Here is a 17,199-nt window from a genome sequence, read left to right as displayed (position 1 = left end):
CATGCAGGGTGTTGTCACTTTTGCGCGTCAGGTTGTCAGCCCTGCGCGCGCGGACCCGGAGGCGTGTCGGCAGACTGATAAAAAACCACAGGAGACTCTTATGCTGACCCGACCCGCTGATAAATATCGTCCCTCCCCGCTGATCACCCTGCCCGATCGCCAGTGGCCCTCACGCCAGCTGACCCAGGCGCCGCGCTGGCTCTCCACCGATTTGCGTGACGGCAATCAGGCGCTGGCAGAACCGATGGATCGGGAACGCAAAATGGCCTTCTGGGATCTGCTGCTGCGCTGCGGGTTTCGGGAGATCGAGGTCGCCTTTCCCTCGGCGTCGCAGACCGATTTCGATTTCGTCCGCGACCTGATTGAGCAGCAGCGTATCCCGGAGGATGTGACGTTACAGGTGCTGACTCAGGCGCGTGAGGACCTGATTGCCCGCACGTTTGTGGCGCTGCGGGGCGTCCCGCGCGCCATCGTGCATCTCTATAACGCCACCGCGCCGCTGTTTCGCGAGCGGGTATTTAAGCAGAGCAAAGCGGAAATCGTGGCGCTGGCCACCGCTGGTGCACGGCAGATCCGCGCCGAATGCGAGGCGCAGCCGGAAACCCACTGGACCTTTGAATATTCGCCAGAGACCTTCTGCTTTACCGAGCCGGAGTTTGTGCTGGAGATCTGCGAGGCGGTAGCCGATGTCTGGCAACCGGACGCGCAGCGCCCGATGATCATTAACCTTCCCGCCACGGTGGAGGTGAACACACCCAACGTTTATGCCGATCAGATTGAGTTTTTCTGCCGTCACTTCAGCCGCCGTGATGCCGTCTGCATCAGCGTGCATCCGCACAACGATCGCGGCACCGGCGTTGCCTGCGCAGAACTGGCGCTGCTGGCGGGCGCTGACCGGGTCGAGGGCTGTCTGTTTGGTAACGGTGAACGCACCGGCAATGTGGACCTGGTGACGCTGGCGCTGAATCTCTATACCCAGGGCGTTTCGCCCCAGCTCGATTTCAGCCAGATGCATGAGGTAATTGAAGTGGTAACCCGCTGCAACCAGCTGCCGGTTCATCCGCGCCATCCCTATGCGGGCGAGCTGGTCTTCACCGCCTTCTCTGGTTCTCATCAGGATGCAATTAAAAAAGGGTTTGCCATCCGCGCTCAGCAGCAGGAGACAGAGTGGCAGATGCCTTACCTGCCGCTGGACCCGGCCGACATTGGCTGTAGCTATGAGGCGGTGATCCGCGTTAACAGCCAGTCGGGAAAAAGCGGGGCCGCCTGGCTGCTGGAGCAGAATCACGGGTTACAAATGCCGCGAGCGCTGCAGCAGGATTTCAGCCGCTGTGTTCAGCAGGAGACTGACCGGCACGGCGGAGAGATGACGCACTACGCGCTGTGGCAGCTCTTCTGCCGCCAGTATGGCGTAACGCAGCCCGCGGTGGCATTACAGCGGGCTGACAGCCAGAGTGACAGCGGCGGGCAGACGCAGATTAGCGCCAGCGTGGTGTATCAGACGCAATCGCTGATGCTGACCGGCAGCGGCAACGGCTGGCTGTCGGCGGCGGTCAATGCCCTGCGCAGCGCGTTTGATCTGCATCTGACCATTGAGGACTATCACGAGCATACGCTGGGACGACGCAGTGACAGCCGCTCGGTGGCCTATATCAGCTGCGTGGATGCCCGTGGCGCGCGAGCCTGGGGAGTGAGTATCGACAATGACACCGCCCGCGCCGCCCTGCAGGCGCTGCTCAGCGCGGCAGGCCAGTTTCTGCAGGCGGAAAATAGTCAGTCGGAGAGACGCCCAGCAGACGACGAAACATCGCACTAAACGCGCTGGGGCTTTCATAGCCCAGCTCCAGCGCCACCCGCAGCACGGAGTCGCCCTGAGCCAGTCGCGTCAGGGCGATAGCCAGTCGGGCGCGCCGCACCCAGTCGCTGAACTGCAGGCCGGTTTCGCGCATAAAATGGCGGGCAAGAGTGCGGCCCGAGACATTCAGGTGGGCACTGGCCCGCAGCAGCGTCCAGCTCTCACCGGGCGTCTGCTGAATCAGCTCGCACAGCGCCTGTAAACGGGGACTGTCGGGCGTTGGCAGCGCAAAGGGCAGCACATCCATGCCCCGAATCTCATCCAGAATTAACTCCATCACCCGCTCGGCCCGACTGCCTGCGGCGTAACGCTCTGGCAGGCTCAGCGCCGTGACAATCAGCTCGCGCAGCAGCGGTGAGATTTGCACCACCTGACAACTGGCGGGCAGATCGGCGCGCGCCAGCGGATCGATAAACAGCGTGCGCGCCGCCACACTGCCGGTAATCTGCAGCGCATGACGGGTAAATGCGGGCAGCCAGACGCCGCGACTCGGCGGCACAATCCAGCTGCCATACTCCGTCTCTACCCTTACCACGCCGCTCAGGGTGTGGATCAGCTGGGCACAGGCGTGCTGGTGCCAGGGTTCGCTGGCACCGTGCAGATAATCGTGCGCAAGCGGCACCAGCGGACGCGTGCTGAAGTCAAAATGCTGCTGACTCATTGCGCCTTCAGGTAGCGGTAGATCACCGCCAGATCCTCTTCACCGTGTCCGGCCTCCACCGCCTGCTGCCAGAGCTGGGCGATATTCTCCAGCGCCGGCAGCGGCGTCTCTGCGGCATCCAGCGCCAGGCGGGCATCTTTCAGCGCCCAGACCAGATGCATCTGCGGCGTGAAGTCGTCGCTGGCGATCATCCCGAGCTTCATTTTTGCATACGGTGCGGCCAGCGGACCGCCCTCCAGCACCTGCCAGAGATCGTCGGTGGAAAAGCCGAACTGCTCTGCCAGCCGGGTACTCTCCGCCAGGCTCTGCATCATGCCAATCAGCCAGCTGTTGATGACCAGCTTCATCCGGGTGCTTTTTCCCGCCTCACCCAGCCACTGGGTGCCTTTACTGATGGCAGCAAACACCGCTTCTGCGGCCTGCGCCCGGCTCTGATCGCCGCTGGCCAGCACCAGAATCTGCGCATTCTCTGCTGGTGCTTTGGTGCCGGAGACCGGCGCGTCGATCAGTAACAAATCGGGGCGTTTTTCTGCGAAAAAGGCGATCAGCGCGTCGGTTTTTTCTACGCCGATGGTGCCCATCTGGCAGAGCGTCGCGCCCTGCTTAAACGCCTCCTGGACCTGATGCAGCACCTGCTCAGTGGTGTCACCATCAGACAGCATGGCGATCACGACATCTGCTTCACGCACCGCCTCGGCTGGCGAGTCAGCCAGCTGCAAACCCGCATCCAGCAGATCTTCGCCGCGCGCGCGGGTGCGGTTCCAGCCATGAACGCGAAAGCCATTTTTCAGCAGGTTGGCGGCAAATGCGTGCCCCATTGCGCCTAATCCCAGAACCGCCACTTCAGGTTGTTTCATGCTGACTCCCGTGAGTTTTTTGTCTGCATCCGGGTGAATCGGACGCCTGATCACTGCAAAAGATGGATTCCAGCCTGGCGGTAAACAGAGAAAAAATCCAGCCCGAAACGATGTACCCCAGCGCATCAAACCCTTACCATATGCGGAAATTGTTCCACCTGGTTCATATCCTCTCTTTTTTCAGGCCACATATAATGAAAATAATCTCTCTGCGCCAGGCGACGCTGTTGATGTTGCCTGCCATTTTGCCACTGCCGCTGCTGGCGGCGGATAATGACAATACCCTGGTCGTCACGGCTGCACCGCCGGAAACGGGCCTTAACGAACTTGATACGCCTGCGGCCCTGAGCGTGGTCAGTGGTGACGATATGCGCCAGGCAGCGCCGCGCGTTAACCTGTCGGAAAACCTCAGCAGCGTGCCGGGTCTGCAGATCCAGAACAGGCAAAATTACGCGCAGGACCTGCAGCTGTCGATGCGTGGCTTTGGCTCCCGCTCAACCTACGGCGTACGCGGGCTGCGCATCTATGTGGACGGCATCCCGGCCACCATGCCGGATGGTCAGGCGCAGACCTCCAATATCGATATCGGCTCAATTGATCATGTTGAGGTGCTGCGCGGCCCGTTCTCTGCGCTTTATGGCAACGCTTCGGGTGGCGTGATCAATGTCACCACTCAGCAGGGTCAGCAGCCGACCACGCTTGAAGCCAGCAGCTGGTACGGCAGCTATGGCAGCTGGCGCAACAGCGTGAAAGCCAGCGGTGCGACCGGTGACGGCAGCCATGCCGGGGATGTTAACTACACCGTCTCCGCCTCACGCTTCACCACTCACGGCTATCGTGATCACAGCGCTGCGCAGAAGAACCTTGGCAACGCCCGACTGGGCGTGCGTATTGATGATGTCAGCACCCTGACGCTGCTGTTTAACAGCGTTCACATTGACGCGCAGGATCCCGGCGGCTTAACCGAGGCGCAGTGGCGTGAGAATCCACGTCAGGTGGTCAGCAACGTCCCGCTTTATAACACCCGTAAGACTGTCGATCAGACTCAGGGCGGCCTGCGTTATCAGCGCCAGATGAGTGAAAATGACGACCTCAGCGTGATGCTCTATGCGGGCATGCGCGAAACTACCCAGTTCCAGTCGATCCCCGCAGCCGTGCAGCGCAACCCGTCTCATCCCGGTGGCGTGATCGCCCTGACCCGCCACTATCAGGGCGTCGATACCCGCTGGACCCATCGCGACACGCTGCTGTCTATTCCGGTGGCGCTGACCGGCGGACTCGACTACGAAACCATGACCGAGCGCCGCAAGGGCTATGAAAACTTCACGGTCAGCAACGGGGTGACGCAACTGGGCGAACAGGGCAATCTTCGCCGCAATGAGCGCAACCTGATGTGGACGCTCGATCCCTATCTGCAGACCGCCTGGCAACTGACCGATAAGCTGTCGCTGGATGCGGGTGTGCGGTTCAGCACCGTTAACTTTGACTCTGATGACTTCTATATTCAGCCCGGTAACGGCGACGACAGCGGTGATGCGCGCTATCACAAATGGCTGCCCGCTGCGGCACTGAAGTATGCCTTTGACCCAGGCTGGAACGCGTGGATCTCCGCCGGTCGCGGCTTTGAAACCCCGACCATTAATGAGCTCTCTTACCGTTCAGACGGCGCGACCGGTCTGAATCTGGGGCTGAAACCGGCCACCAGCGATACGCTGGAGATTGGTAGTAAGAAACGCATCGGCAATGGCTTGATCAGCGCGGCGTTGTTCCAGACCGATACCCAGGATGAGATTGTGGCGGATGCCAGCAGTGGCGGACGCACTACCTATAAAAATGCCGGTCAGACCCGCCGTCGCGGTCTGGAGTTAAGCCTGGATCAGCAGTTTGCCTGGGACTGGCGGCTGAAGATGGCCTACACCCTGCTGGATGCGCGCTATCGCACTAACGCCTGCGGCAGCGACAGCTGTGACGGCAACCGCATTCCTGGTATTGCCCGTAACATGGCTTACGCCGGACTCGGTTATCTGCCGGAACAGGGCTTTTATGCAGGCAGTGAGGTACGTTATCTGAGCCAGATCGCCGCTGAAGATCAGAATAGCGTGAACACCCCATCCTACACCGTTGCAGCGGTTAACAGTGGCTATAAGTGGCTGGTTGAGAACTGGACACTGGATCTGTTTGGCCGGGTCGATAACCTGTTTGACCGGCACTATGTGGGTTCAGTGATTGTGAATGAGAGTAATGGTCGCTATTTCGAATCCGCGCCGGGCCGCAATTACAGCGTCGGTTTAACGCTGGGTTATGCCTTCCGCTAAATTATAACGGGTAACGTCATTATGTTCTCACGTCTTATCCGTGGATGGGGTGATAAACCCGAGAAACAATACCCGGCGCTAACCGGCATGTTAAGAGTGTTTTTAAGCTGCCACCATGACGACTTTGGCAGTACCCTCGAAGAAATGCTCCAGAGCTATATTGATCATGACATGCCTGTTATTGAAGCGCGGAATGAAATAAACATCCTGCTTCAGAATGAGGATGACGATTTAAATGTCATTATGTCAGCGATTGCTGATGAAGAGTTTCGTCCGGCCCCCTAGGGAGAAACATGGCGCAGTTTTTTGATAAGAGCTATGTCTGCCCTCAACGGGCCACCGTCGCGGTGGCCCGACGCTTAACGTCACACGCCAATCATGCGCGCGAATTCAGCTGCGCCTTAATATCCTCACAGCTGCCGGTTTCACCCAGGCGCGGGAAGATCAGGTTCACGCTATTGTTGTGCGTATCGAGGTTGAGATCGGTCATCGCATCGGTCGCCAGCGTGACGTTGTAACCCAGCTCATACGCCTGTCGTGCGGTGGATTCCACGCCGATACTGGTCGCGATACCACAAATCACTACCTGAGTAATGCCGCGCTTTTGCAGCTCATCGTGCAACGCCGTGGCGTGAAACGCACCCCAGGTTTTCTTGGTGACCGTAAGGTCATTTTGCTGTGGGGTCATCGCCGGAACCAGCTTGGCCCAGTCGGCGGGCAATTCGCCGCTGTGACGTGCCTGCTCATTGCGGCCCGGCGCCCCACCAGCCACGTTAACCAGCACAACCGGCAGATCGTGCGCGCGAAACGCCTCAGCCAGTCCGGCACAGCGTTCGATCACCGGCTGCGGTTCATGAACCAGCGGCAGCGCCACAATGCCATGTTGCAGGTCGATAACAATCAGCGCAGTTTTTGCATCCAGTGTGGTTACAGCCATGTTGAATCCTCAGATTTAATAGTCAGTGAGTCGTTGCAGCAGAGGGAGAACGTCGGTCAGTTGCTGCTGTTCTGCCGGACTCAGTCGCGCTTCCAGCGTCCGGACCAGCCAGTCATCGCGCATCGCGCGACTCGACGTAATCACCGCCATGCTGGACGTCGTGGGAAGATAGCGGGTTTTACGGCCATCATGGGGATCCGGCTCGCCCGTCACCAGTTCCGCCGCCAGTAACCCGGCGACGGTCGCGCCCATTGACTGGGTACGTACGCCCTCGGCCGCCGCCAGTTGCGTTACCGTCATCGCCCCATCGCGAACCAGATGACCCAGCACCGCGACCTGCGACCAGGTTAATTCGCCAGGCGGTGCTGACTCGCGCAACCGGCGGCCCAGCTTGCCCACCAGCATGCGCAGCATTGCAGCGGATTCAGTCAGATCGCTCATTACCCGTCTCCATCGATAAGCGAAAGTATAAAGATACGAAGGTAAACTGTGTAGTTTGCTCAGGTATCAATTTGTAACGTCCGGGCGCTGCAGATAATGGATCAGACTGTGGAAGCGCAGCGGCGTGCTGAGCGGGTTCCGGTAGCTGTGCTGCACATCGGCCCTGAACTGGAACGCCTCCCCGGCGAGCAGACGTCGCCAGAGGTCACCGACGCCCAGCAATAGTTCGCCCTCGATGACCACCACCTGCTCCACACAGCCCGCTTCATGGGGCGAAGAATGACTCTGCGCGCCCGCTACCAGCTCCACCGCCAGCAGATCAAAACGCAGTTGCGGATCGTAAGGCAGCAGCGACCGTACCGACATGTCGGCATTGGGCTGACTGAATGCAGGCGCGGCGCCTGAAGGCAACACGCTGCCGTCGATAAAAAAGGAAAAGGGAACGTTGAAACCGGTGGCAATCTTCCACAGCGTCGCCACGGTGGGACTCGATTCGCCGCGCTCAATCTGGCCCAGCATCGCTTTACTGACGCCGGTTCGCTCCGCCGTCAGCGTCAGGCTCCAGCCATTGGCCTGCCGCAACTGTCTGAGCGCGCTGCTCAGGTGTTGCTGAAAATCCGCCATTTTTTCTCCTGCTTTCTCGTCATCCTGGTGAGTGACGTTATGGCAATAGTGTAACACTTGTGCGTTATAGCGCATCATGCGACCATGTGCGCTATAACGCACAACCTCTTAAAGAGTCTGACCATGACGAGAGCGGAACCTCCCCGTTTTACCCTGCCGATGCTGGTCTCCGGCTTCGTGGCTGTGCTGGTGGGCTACAGCAGCAGTGGCGCGATTATCTATCAGATGTTTCAGGCAGCGGGCGCCACGCCCGCGCAGATTGGCGGCTGGCTGTCGGTGCTGGGCATCGCGCAGGGGATCGCCTCGCTGGGCCTGTCACTGCGCTACCGCATGCCGGTGCTGGCTGCCTGGTCAACGCCCGGCGCTGCGCTGCTGGCGACCAGTTTTCACGGCATTTCGCTGAATGAGGCGGCAGGCGTCTTTGTTTTCGCCAACCTGCTGATCGTATTGTGCGGCGTCACCGGCCTGTTTGCCCGGCTGATGAACTACATTCCCGCTTCACTGGCAGCGGCGATGCTGGCAGGTATTCTGCTGCGCTTCGGGCTGCAGACCTTTGCCGATTTGCAAAGTAACTTTCTACTGTGCGGCAGCATGTGCCTGGCCTGGCTGCTGGCCCGCCGCTGGCTGGCCCGCTATGCGATTCTGGTCACGCTGCTGGTGGGTGTTGCCGTTGCGCTGGCACAGCACGCCATCCACTTTCCGCCGCAGCCGATTAGGCTGGCGATGCCGGAAGTCGTGATGCCGCACTTTACGCTCACCACGCTGCTGGGGATCGGCGTGCCCTATTTCCTGGTGACGATGGCGTCGCAGAACGCCCCCGGCATCGCCACGCTACAGGCGCACGGCTACCGTCCGCCCGTCTCTTCACTGATGAGCTGGACCGGATTAATTGCGCTGCTGCTGTCGCCATTAGGGGGTTTTTCGGTCTGCGTGGCGGCGATTACGGCGGCCATCTGCATGAGCGATGAGGTCGACCCAAATCCTCAGCAACGCTGGCGCGCGGCGGCGCTGGCGGGGATCTTCTATCTGCTGGCGGGCGCGTCCGGTGCGCTGATCGCCGTGCTGTTCAGTGCCCTGCCTGTGGTGCTGATTGAGGCGCTGGCGGGTCTGGCACTCCTTGCCACGCTGGGTGGCAGCCTCCACCGCGCACTGGATCTGCCTGCCGAACGCGACAGCGCGCTGATCACCTTTCTGATCACCGCATCCGGCGTTTCGCTACTGGGCATTGGTCCGGCCTTCTGGGGACTGGCGGGCGGCGTCATCGCCCACCTGCTGCTGGTGCGCAAATCCGGCTGATTGCGTCATACTCTCTGAAATAGCGGTGGTTTTTCCGTCAGCCGGTGAAAAAAACAGTGGATTTACCCCCTTTTTCTGCCGTTTGATTTGTCATTGCCCCGCGTAAAATCAACCCAATCGTCGATAACACGCGATTTTCTGCCTCAGACAACGACCGATAAGGGCCCAACAGGTGGCAAAAACTTTTCTGCGCAGCGGTAATTTAGATGCAGTTCTGGCGTTAGGTGAAAATGGCCAGCCGGTCTATGCCTCAGCACTGCAAATTCGTGAAACCCTGCGCCTGCGCCGTCAGAGCGCACTGGCAGATTGCCTGGCCATTCCTCAGGCCAATGAACGGGGCGATCGCCTCGACTGGTATGCCCCTTTTAGCGGCCGGGTCAAATCCTGGCTGGGTGCCAGCGATCATGAACGTCGCGCGGCGCTGCAACAGCTCACCGCCTGTCAGCAGGATATGCAGGATCTCAGTACGCGCGCGCGCGCGGCAGAGAACCCATCAATGCGGCTGTTTGGTGCGCTGCTGAGCAAAACCCTGCAATTCCCCGACCAGCAGTATGTCTATCTGGTTGATGGCAAACCGGTCATCACCTTCTGGGGCTTTGTCGATGCCCAGGCGCGTAGCCGCGATGACGCGCTGGCCTGCCTGCGTGACACGCTGGAAGAGAACCTGCCGGTGGCGCTGGTTGAACCGCTGCCTGAGCTGCCTGCCGCGCCGGTCATCGCTGAACCAGTGATGATCGCTGAGCCCGAACCTGAACCTGAACCTGTGGCTGAACCGCTGCCGGTTGCAGCACCCGTTGAAGCTCAGCCGGCGACGCCTGTAGCGGCTCGCCGCCGTTTCCGCGTCTGGTATCTGTTACCGCCGGTGGCGATTGCTGCCGCCGTGACGGTGGCCGTGTTGCTGCATCGTTCAGAACCCGTAAAAACACCGGTTGCCACTGCGAAGCCAGCGTCAGCTCCGGCGACGGTATCCACTCCGGCCCCTGCTGCGACTCCGGCACCGGTTGCGGCGACACCGTCTGTCACCCCACCTGCCGAGCAGGCAGCACCGGAAAAACTTCCCGAATCGCAGCCGCAGAAACCGGCCAACATCACCACCGATACCGCACCGGCAACCTCATCTGCTACCCTTGCCACAACGGTGACGGCGCCGGTTCCGGCCAAACCCGATGACCTGATCGTGACGCCGGATGCGGTGCGCGATGGCCAGGTACGGGTGATTGATGGCCGCTGGCGTGTCACTATCGACCAGATGCCGACGCCAACCGGTAAGCCTCCGGTGATGCGCTTCCAGTTTAAAAACGGCAAAGGCAGCGTGCAGATCGCCCAGGGCAATACCACCTGTAAAGCGGATGTCAGCGCGGCCATGACCAGCGCCGGTAACCTGGTGATTGAGAGCCGCTACACGGCGAAGTGCCAGAACAGTTCGCGCTACCGTATGCCACTGCTGGTCTGCCATGCGAGTATCGGCGCCGCAGTGTGTGAAGCGCAGTATGCTGATGACCGGGTCTTCCCGATGACGATTAAGCGTGAGAGTAAATAACGATGCTGGCTCCCCTGATCGATGACAAACAAAAAATTTCGCTGATTGAAAATAGCGGCGTGCAGTTTCTGGATTTCGGCCTGCAACTCTCAGATACCCCTGCGCGCCGCCAGTTTGTGCGCCAGACCGCCAACGGCCCGCTGCTGCGCCTGAACGTCGATGGCAACAGCGGTAAGTTCCTGCTCTATCCGGAAGATGGCGGCGCTGCGGAAGTGGTGCGCCCGGAGTCTGATATCGCGCTGGCGGACTCACTGTCCCTGCTGTCAGCCTGCTGGCTGCCGCTGCCGATGCTGCGCTGCGCCAGCGGACGTCGTTTTATCGGCGGTCCTGAAAACTGGGCGCGGATGCGTCTGGTTGCGCTGCCCGCGCCCGATGCAGCGGGCAATACCCATCGCGTCAGCCTGGCCTTTGATACCCGCTGCGTAGCGGAACAGGATGGCGGTGAACAGCTCGGCCTCAGCACGGCTGATGCTCAGAACGGTGTGACCTTTGCGCTCGCCTGGCACAACTACGAGCTGGGTGATTTTCTTGACCTGACCTGGGTTGACGGCTGGCTGCGCGAATCCTTTACCGACCGCGTCTCCGATCGCCGCGAACAGGCGATTAATCAGGCGCTGCGCGAGTTTGAGTATCAGGCGCACTACCTCAATCTGCTGGAGCTGCTGGGCGAACAGCTCGACCTCAGCGAGATCCATATTCAGGCTGCCACGCTGCAGACCCCGGCGGTCAATGTCGATATCATTCTGGATGTCGGTAACTCCCATACCTGCGGCATTCTGGTTGAAGATCACCCGGAAGAGAGCAACGGCCTGAAACAGACCTATGAGCTGCAGCTGCGCGATCTGTCGCAGCCGCATCAGGTTTACAACGAGCTGTTTGACAGCCGTCTGGAGTTTGCCGAGACCCGTTTTGGCAAAGCGAACTTCTCGCTGGAGAGCGGTCGTGAGCAGGCCTTTATGTGGCCTTCTCTGACCCGCGTCGGCCGTGAAGCGAGCCGTCTGGCCCTGCAGCGTGTGGGACTGGAAGGCAGCACCGGCCTCTCCAGCCCGCGTCGTTATCTGTGGGATGAGGCGCGCTATCAGCCAGGCTGGCGTTTTAACACGCCCGGCGAACAGACTGAACCGCTGGCCTATGCCGCGCCCTTTACCACCCTGCTCAACGACGAAGGTCAGCCGCTCTCGACGCTGGCACCCGACGATCGTCTGCCGGTCTTTTCTCCGCACTACAGCCGCAGTTCGCTGATGACCTTTATGCTGTGTGAGCTGCTGGCTCAGGCGCTGATGCAGATGAACAGCGCGGCACAGCGTCAGCGGATGCCACAGAGCCACGCGCCGCGTCAGCTGCGCCATGTGATCCTGACACTGCCGTCAGCGATGCCGAAGCCGGAGCGTGAAATTTTCCGCCGCCGGATGCAGGAAGCGCTGGCGCTGGTCTGGAAAGCGGAAGGCTGGCTGGCTGACGAAGATGACCTTTCACCAGCACTGCCACGTCAGAACCCGAAACCGCTGCCGGATGTGCAGATGGAGTGGGATGAAGCGACCTGTGGTCAGATGGTCTGGCTGTTTAATGAAACCCAGGTCAACTTTGCCGGTCGCGCCGAAGACTTTTTCAGCAGCATGGCCCGTCCGGATCGCCCGCGCGATGCTGACGAACTGCCAGGCAAGAGCCTGCGCATCGCCTCGATTGATATCGGCGGCGGCACTACTGACCTCGCCATCACCCAGTATCGTCTGGATGATGGTCAGGGCAACAACGTCAAAATCACGCCGCGACTGCTGTTCCGCGAAGGCTTTAAAGTCGCGGGCGACGATATCCTGCTGGATGTGATTCAGCTGTGGATTTTACCGGCGCTGCAGCAGCATCTGCAGAAAGCGGGCCTGACGCTGGCGGAACCGCTGATGAACAAGCTGTTTGGTCACGACAGCCGCATGGACGGTCAGGCCACGCTGCGTCAGCAGATCACCTTACAACTGTTTATTCCGCTGGCGCAGGCGGTACTGGAACGCTACGAAAACTGGGATCCGCTGGAGAGCCACGCGGAGATCAACGCACTGTTTGGCGAGCTGGTCGATCAGCCGCCGGGCGAAGCGGTACTGGCGTTCGTCAACGGCGAGATTCAGCGCGAGCTGGGCGGTAACAGCCGCTTTGACCTGCTACAGGTGCCACTGGTGGTGAGCCTGTCACAGCTGCACGGCGAATTTATGCAGCACCGGATGGCGATTATCCCGGCGCTGCGTTCAATGTGTGAAGTGGTGTCGCTCTATCAGTGTGACGTGCTGCTGCTGACCGGTCGCCCGTCGCGCTTCCCGGGCATTCAGGCGCTGGTGCGTCATCTGCAACCGCTGCCGGGCAGCCGTATTCTGTCGCTGGAAGGCTATCACACCAGCGACTGGTATCCGTTTAACAAACATGGCCGCATCGACAACCCGAAATCGACCGCGGCGGTCGGCGCGATGCTCTGCCTGCTGGCGCTGGATCTGCGCCTCAGCAGCTTCTGGTTCCGCGCAGGCGATTTTGAACCCTACTCGACGATTCGCTATCTTGGCATGCTCGACGAAAACCAGGCGCTGACGGACGAGAACCTCTGCTACAGCGAAATTGACCTCGACGATCCCGGCTATGTGCTGGATAAAAAGCGCAGTTTCCGTATTCGCGGCAACGTCTGTCTCGGTTTCCGCCAGCTTGATAACGATCGCTGGCCCGCCTCGCCGCTCTATAGCCTGACGCTGAACGACGCTACCCTGGCGCGTAAAGTGGCCGGTGAGAGCGTGCTGCGCATCCGGCTGGCGGTAAAAGCCGGACCCGACGCGTCCGGCCCGGAAAGTCTGGTGCTGAGCGATGCCCGCCTGGATGATGGCACCCGCGTGCCGCTGGAGCAGTTGAGTCTTAAGCTGAATACCCTGTCGGCGACCGGCAATGCCAATGCGCAATACTGGATTGACAGCGGGAGCGTGTGTAAACGATGAAAGCCCTGAAACCCCGTCAGCCGCAAACGCTGGCAAAACGTCTTGGCCTGTTGCAGGACGCCCTGAATAACAGTCTGGCCTGGATTGAGAGCAGCCGTGAGCAGTCGCCGCGTCTGGCGCTGGAAGCAGAAACCCTGACGCTGCAACTGCGCCAGGCGCGCGTGCAGACTCAGGCGCTGGCGCAGCAGGTGGCGCGTCCGGTGACGCTGGCGCTGTTTGGACAGTCGCAGGCGGGTAAGGCCTGGCTGCTGAACGAAATGGTGGCCGATGCACAGGGCCAGTTAGTGACCCGCATGGGCGATAAACTGCTGAACTGGTTTCAGCATATCAATCCCGGCAACCTCGATTTTGCTACCGCCACCCGTTTCAGCCATCAGCGCGAGCCGCTTTCAAACGAGTGGCCGGTTGAACTGATGCTGCTGAGTGAAGCGGAGATCGTACGGCTGATGGTCGCCTGTGCCGGCGCGACAACGCCCGACACCGCACAGATCGACAGCGCACTGCAGCGCCTGCAGCGTCATCGCCTCGCCACGCCGCTGGCGGGTCTGGAAGGCGATGCGCTGGTGACACTCTGGTCCTGGTGCCGTCGCCGTGCGCACCACGATGCGCGGCTTGATCGTCATTTCTGGCCGCAGGCGGTTGAGCTGGCGCCCTGGCTCAGCGTTGACGACCGGGTACAGCTTTTTTCACTGCTGTGGCCGGGTCAGCCTGAACTGAATGAGATGCTGCGCACCCTGCTGCATCTGCGTCACCAGCTGCGTAACAGCAGCCGGGTGCTCGCCCCGCTGAGCCTGCTGACCGACACATCACTACTGCCAGCCGAGCAGCTGATTGTGCCAGCCAGTGAGCAGGATCAGCAGCAGCTGGTGGAAGTCTGCCCGCTGAATGGTAACCGCATCGGTAAGGCGCAGAACGTGCCGCTGGGATTACTGGCGCTGCTGACGCTGGAAGTGCTGGTCCCGCTGAGTTCCACACCGCGAACCGCGCTCTATGATGATGCCGATATGCTGGAACTGCCCGCGCCAGGCCAGTCCGGTGACGCGGCAACCCAGGAAGATCGTCAGCGCCTGCAGCAGCAGGATCCGCTGCGTGCCCAACTGCTGGAACAGAAACGTGCCCTGCTGCCCGGTTTTTACGCCGCGCGTCAGGCAATTGATCTGCTGCTGGTCTGTACCGCAGCCAGCCAGCGTCAGGATGCCGACCTCGCCAGCGAAACGCTGCGCGAATGGCAGCGTCAGCAGCCCGCACAGGAATCCGCAGAGAAACCGCGTCTGATCTGGGCGATTACCCCTTTCGATGCCCGCCATCAGCAGGTCAATGTGGATGAAGCGGTGCAGCGTCAGATGGGACAGCCCGGTCAGCACTGGGGATCGATGCTGGCACTGGATCGCGCGGGCGTCGACCGCATGGCGAGCTGGTTGCAGGATGAGATGCAGCCGGAAGCGCGCCGCGACATGCTGCTGGCTCAGCTGGCGCAGATTCAGCACACTGTGGTGGAGCGGCGTTTATTGCCCTGGACCGAAGCGGGTGCCAGCCCGGAACAGGCGGCACGCAAACAGAATATCGCCGATACGCTACTGAAGTGTTTACAGCATCGGACCGGCCTGCATGGCGAGCTGCTGGAACGCCTGCAGCCGCCGCGTGAGGCGCTGCGTCAGCTGTGGCTCAATCAGTCCGCCTTACAAGGCAGCAAACCGGCCAGTATTCAGGCCCCGGAAAATCAGTTTGGCATCGGGTTTGAATTTGACCTGTTCAGTGAGAGCCCGGCTGAAGCGCCGGTTCAGCCGCGTCAGAGTCTGCAGAGCGCGCAGCACTATCCGCGTCAGGTGCTGCTGCTGTGGCTGGATCATCTGCGTCAGCTGCCGGAAAACCGCAGCCTGCTGGCGTTGCTGAACGTGGATAAGCCAACGATGGAGTGGCTGGTTGAAGAGCTGATCACGGCCGGATTCCGCACCGATATCGCGCAAAAGCTGCAGCAGGCGCTGCATGAGCCCGATACGCAGAGCGTCAGCCATGAATCACGCGCGGATCGTCAGGTGACGCGGGCAATGACGGTGCTGGGGGATTTTGTGGCCTGGCTCGGCTTTTTACAGCGTCCTGAAAATGAACGCCCTGCCAGCCGCGTTAACCGGGGTCAGGTGATTTTCTCGCGGCCTCCGGCTCCCAGCGTCAGCTTCAGTTCCGGTCAGCGTCTGACCAGACTCTCTGCCGCCCCGGCCAACCACACGGCCTACTATATCTACGACTGGCTGGTGGGGCTGAACCAGGTCATCATTGAGAACAATGGTTACACTGGCGGCGGCGATCTGCCACTGGCAGCACGCGAAGCGCTGGTTGCGCTGCTCAAGCCGCTACGCGCTTAATCAATGATCAGGCGCAGTTCGCCCTCCAGCGACTGCGCCGCCTCTTCCAGCAGCGCCAGCACCGGCGCTAAATCGGCCTGATGCGCGGCATAGTGCTGCAACCACATTGTCGCAGGCAGCGCCATCCCGCCCGTCAGCCAGTCCCATAACGCATCCAGATTATGTCCGAAGGTCTGCGGACAGCCGCTCTGCTCAGCAAACTGCTGATAAAACGCCGCGCGCGTGGTGAGCTGACGCAGGTCAAAGGTCAGATTAAGCATGATCAGGGCACCTGCCTGAAACTGCGGTAATGATCGGTGGAGAGAAACACCAGCCCGTCTGAGGAGTAGACCAGGCGATCGGCGTCGCGATGCCCGCAGCGATAATTCACATCCGCTTCATACCACTGACGGCCCGCACGCGCGGGCAGACGCTTTTCACGGTTCGTAAAGCGATCGCCGCCGATGGCTCTGCCTGGCAACACGTCACACAGGTTGCCTTTAGCCGGATTCCAGCCAAGCTTGCGCGCGTCGTTTTTGGTGAGGTAGTAGTCCGGCAGTTGCTGATGCTGCAGCACCCAGCGCGCCACGGTATGGGCGTCAGTCAGGGTGGCGATATCCGCCTGGGCAGGGGTTGAAACGGAATTCAGATAGGGTTTAAGGCCGTAGAAACAGGCCGCGAGGACGAGAAAAAGTCCAATCCAGAGTTTTTTTGACATGATGGCATCCGTGACGACAGGACGCAGATGATACCAGTTTTGCGCGCAGAGAAAAGCGCGGGCCAGACAAGCTGGCCCTGGCGAGGTTATGCTGCGTGCGAATCCCCGCTGTGCCGACGCCATGCACCCGGCGCGACGCCATACTGGCGTTTGAAGCTGCGGTTAAAGGATTGCTGGGAGTCGAAACCTAACGAGATAGCCACATTGAGAATCGGTTCATCTGTGCTGGTCAGGCGGTCGGCTGATTTCTTCAGCTTCTTAACCCGGATGTATTCACCCAGTGGATAACCGGTGTGCTCTTTAAACATGCGCTGCAGGTGCCATTTGGAGTAGCCCGCGCGCTCTGAAACGGTATCCAGATCCAGACGTGCTTCGATGTTGTTATCAATCCAGTCGATTAAATCGTGAATAAAAGCATCACTCATCATTCCAGTCTCTCCTGTCGCCGTGGCGAAAAGTATTAGTATCAGTTGCAGTTACACTTAAGGGTGGCTGACTATGCCATTTAATGCAAGTTTTATTAGTACATTAAATGCCGCACTATCTGTGGGGTTTTAGCTAAGTTGTTCAGGCTTTCATCGCCCTGCCCTAAACCGCACATAAAGTGTATCTGTTATTCTTGCAGTTGCCAGCCACGCAAGCCTACA

Annotated in this window: 15 protein-coding genes; 7 read left to right on the top strand and 8 right to left on the bottom strand. The window is 60.2% G+C overall.

Annotated features, from left to right (window positions below; all coding sequences use genetic code 11):
- Window positions 1–100 precede the first annotated feature (100 nt).
- Window positions 101–1,816: a 2-isopropylmalate synthase gene (gene leuA, locus PAG01S_RS02765; RefSeq protein ID WP_062757735.1), complete on the top strand. Its 1,716-nt coding sequence runs from the start codon at window positions 101–103 to the stop codon at window positions 1,814–1,816.
- Here leuA and PAG01S_RS02760 read toward each other — a convergent pair.
- Complete coding sequence (locus PAG01S_RS02760) at window positions 1,737–2,516, bottom strand: AraC family transcriptional regulator (RefSeq protein ID WP_010245094.1); 780 nt, start codon at window positions 2,514–2,516, stop codon at window positions 1,737–1,739. The two genes, leuA and PAG01S_RS02760, sit on opposite strands and share 80 nt — an antisense overlap.
- Window positions 2,513–3,499: an NAD(P)-dependent oxidoreductase gene (locus PAG01S_RS02755; RefSeq protein ID WP_255265338.1), complete on the bottom strand. Its 987-nt coding sequence runs from the start codon at window positions 3,497–3,499 to the stop codon at window positions 2,513–2,515. The genes PAG01S_RS02760 and PAG01S_RS02755 overlap by 4 nt, the downstream gene beginning before the upstream one ends.
- Window positions 3,500–3,567: 68 nt before the next feature.
- Between PAG01S_RS02755 and pqqU the strand changes: the two genes are divergently transcribed.
- The gene (gene pqqU / locus PAG01S_RS02750) at window positions 3,568–5,688 is read left to right on the top strand and encodes a TonB-dependent receptor PqqU (RefSeq protein ID WP_170933467.1); all 2,121 of its coding nucleotides are present in this window, start codon (window positions 3,568–3,570) and stop codon (window positions 5,686–5,688) included.
- 21 nt (window positions 5,689–5,709) lie between these two features.
- Complete coding sequence (locus PAG01S_RS02745; protein WP_245006261.1) at window positions 5,710–5,973, top strand: contact-dependent growth inhibition system immunity protein; 264 nt, start codon at window positions 5,710–5,712, stop codon at window positions 5,971–5,973.
- Window positions 5,974–6,064: 91 nt separating this feature from the next.
- On the opposite strand, the gene PAG01S_RS02740 is transcribed toward PAG01S_RS02745, so the two are convergent.
- From PAG01S_RS02740 to PAG01S_RS02730, 3 genes are all read right to left on the bottom strand, one after another.
- Window positions 6,065–6,625 (bottom strand): isochorismatase family protein, encoded by a 561-nt coding sequence (locus PAG01S_RS02740; RefSeq protein ID WP_062757609.1) that lies wholly within the window; start codon window positions 6,623–6,625, stop codon window positions 6,065–6,067.
- Between the two features lie 15 nt (window positions 6,626–6,640).
- Window positions 6,641–7,066, bottom strand: coding sequence for a MarR family winged helix-turn-helix transcriptional regulator (locus PAG01S_RS02735; protein WP_062757607.1), 426 nt, complete (start codon window positions 7,064–7,066; stop codon window positions 6,641–6,643).
- A 66-nt stretch (window positions 7,067–7,132) separates the two neighbouring features.
- Entirely contained in the window at window positions 7,133–7,690 is a 558-nt protein-coding gene (locus PAG01S_RS02730; RefSeq protein ID WP_062757605.1) for a helix-turn-helix domain-containing protein, read from the bottom strand.
- Window positions 7,691–7,774: 84 nt separating this feature from the next.
- On the opposite strand from PAG01S_RS02730, the gene PAG01S_RS02725 reads away from it, so the two are divergent.
- The 4 genes from PAG01S_RS02725 (at window position 7,775) to PAG01S_RS02710 (ending at window position 15,855) form a co-directional block, all read left to right on the top strand.
- The gene (locus PAG01S_RS02725) at window positions 7,775–8,986 is read left to right on the top strand and encodes a benzoate/H(+) symporter BenE family transporter (protein WP_140417621.1); all 1,212 of its coding nucleotides are present in this window, start codon (window positions 7,775–7,777) and stop codon (window positions 8,984–8,986) included.
- A gap of 172 nt (window positions 8,987–9,158) precedes the next feature.
- Window positions 9,159–10,526 carry an SrfA family protein gene (locus tag PAG01S_RS02720; RefSeq protein ID WP_062757601.1) on the top strand — a complete coding sequence of 456 codons (1,368 nt, stop codon included), beginning with the start codon at window positions 9,159–9,161 and terminating at the stop codon, window positions 10,524–10,526.
- Between the two features lie 2 nt (window positions 10,527–10,528).
- Entirely contained in the window at window positions 10,529–13,492 is a 2,964-nt protein-coding gene (locus PAG01S_RS02715) for a virulence factor SrfB (RefSeq protein ID WP_062757599.1), read from the top strand.
- Entirely contained in the window at window positions 13,489–15,855 is a 2,367-nt protein-coding gene (locus tag PAG01S_RS02710) for a virulence factor SrfC family protein (RefSeq protein ID WP_062757597.1), read from the top strand. The genes PAG01S_RS02715 and PAG01S_RS02710 overlap by 4 nt, the downstream gene beginning before the upstream one ends.
- Here PAG01S_RS02710 and PAG01S_RS02705 read toward each other — a convergent pair.
- The 3 genes from PAG01S_RS02705 to PAG01S_RS02695 all read right to left on the bottom strand — a co-directional run bounded on the left by PAG01S_RS02705 (window position 15,852) and on the right by PAG01S_RS02695 (window position 16,980).
- Window positions 15,852–16,115, bottom strand: a complete 264-nt coding sequence (locus PAG01S_RS02705) for a barstar family protein (protein WP_010670099.1) — start codon at window positions 16,113–16,115, stop codon at window positions 15,852–15,854. The two genes, PAG01S_RS02710 and PAG01S_RS02705, sit on opposite strands and share 4 nt — an antisense overlap.
- 2 nt (window positions 16,116–16,117) lie before the next feature.
- Entirely contained in the window at window positions 16,118–16,552 is a 435-nt protein-coding gene (locus PAG01S_RS02700) for a ribonuclease domain-containing protein (protein WP_022625697.1), read from the bottom strand.
- A gap of 86 nt (window positions 16,553–16,638) precedes the next feature.
- Window positions 16,639–16,980 carry a helix-turn-helix domain-containing protein gene (locus PAG01S_RS02695; protein ID WP_009090299.1) on the bottom strand — a complete coding sequence of 114 codons (342 nt, stop codon included), beginning with the start codon at window positions 16,978–16,980 and terminating at the stop codon, window positions 16,639–16,641.
- Between the last annotated feature and the right edge of the window lie 219 nt (window positions 16,981–17,199).

This window comes from Pantoea agglomerans NBRC 102470, from assembly GCF_001598475.1.
Classification (GTDB): domain Bacteria; phylum Pseudomonadota; class Gammaproteobacteria; order Enterobacterales; family Enterobacteriaceae; genus Pantoea; species Pantoea agglomerans.
This window is presented reverse-complemented; position numbering and strand designations above follow the sequence as displayed.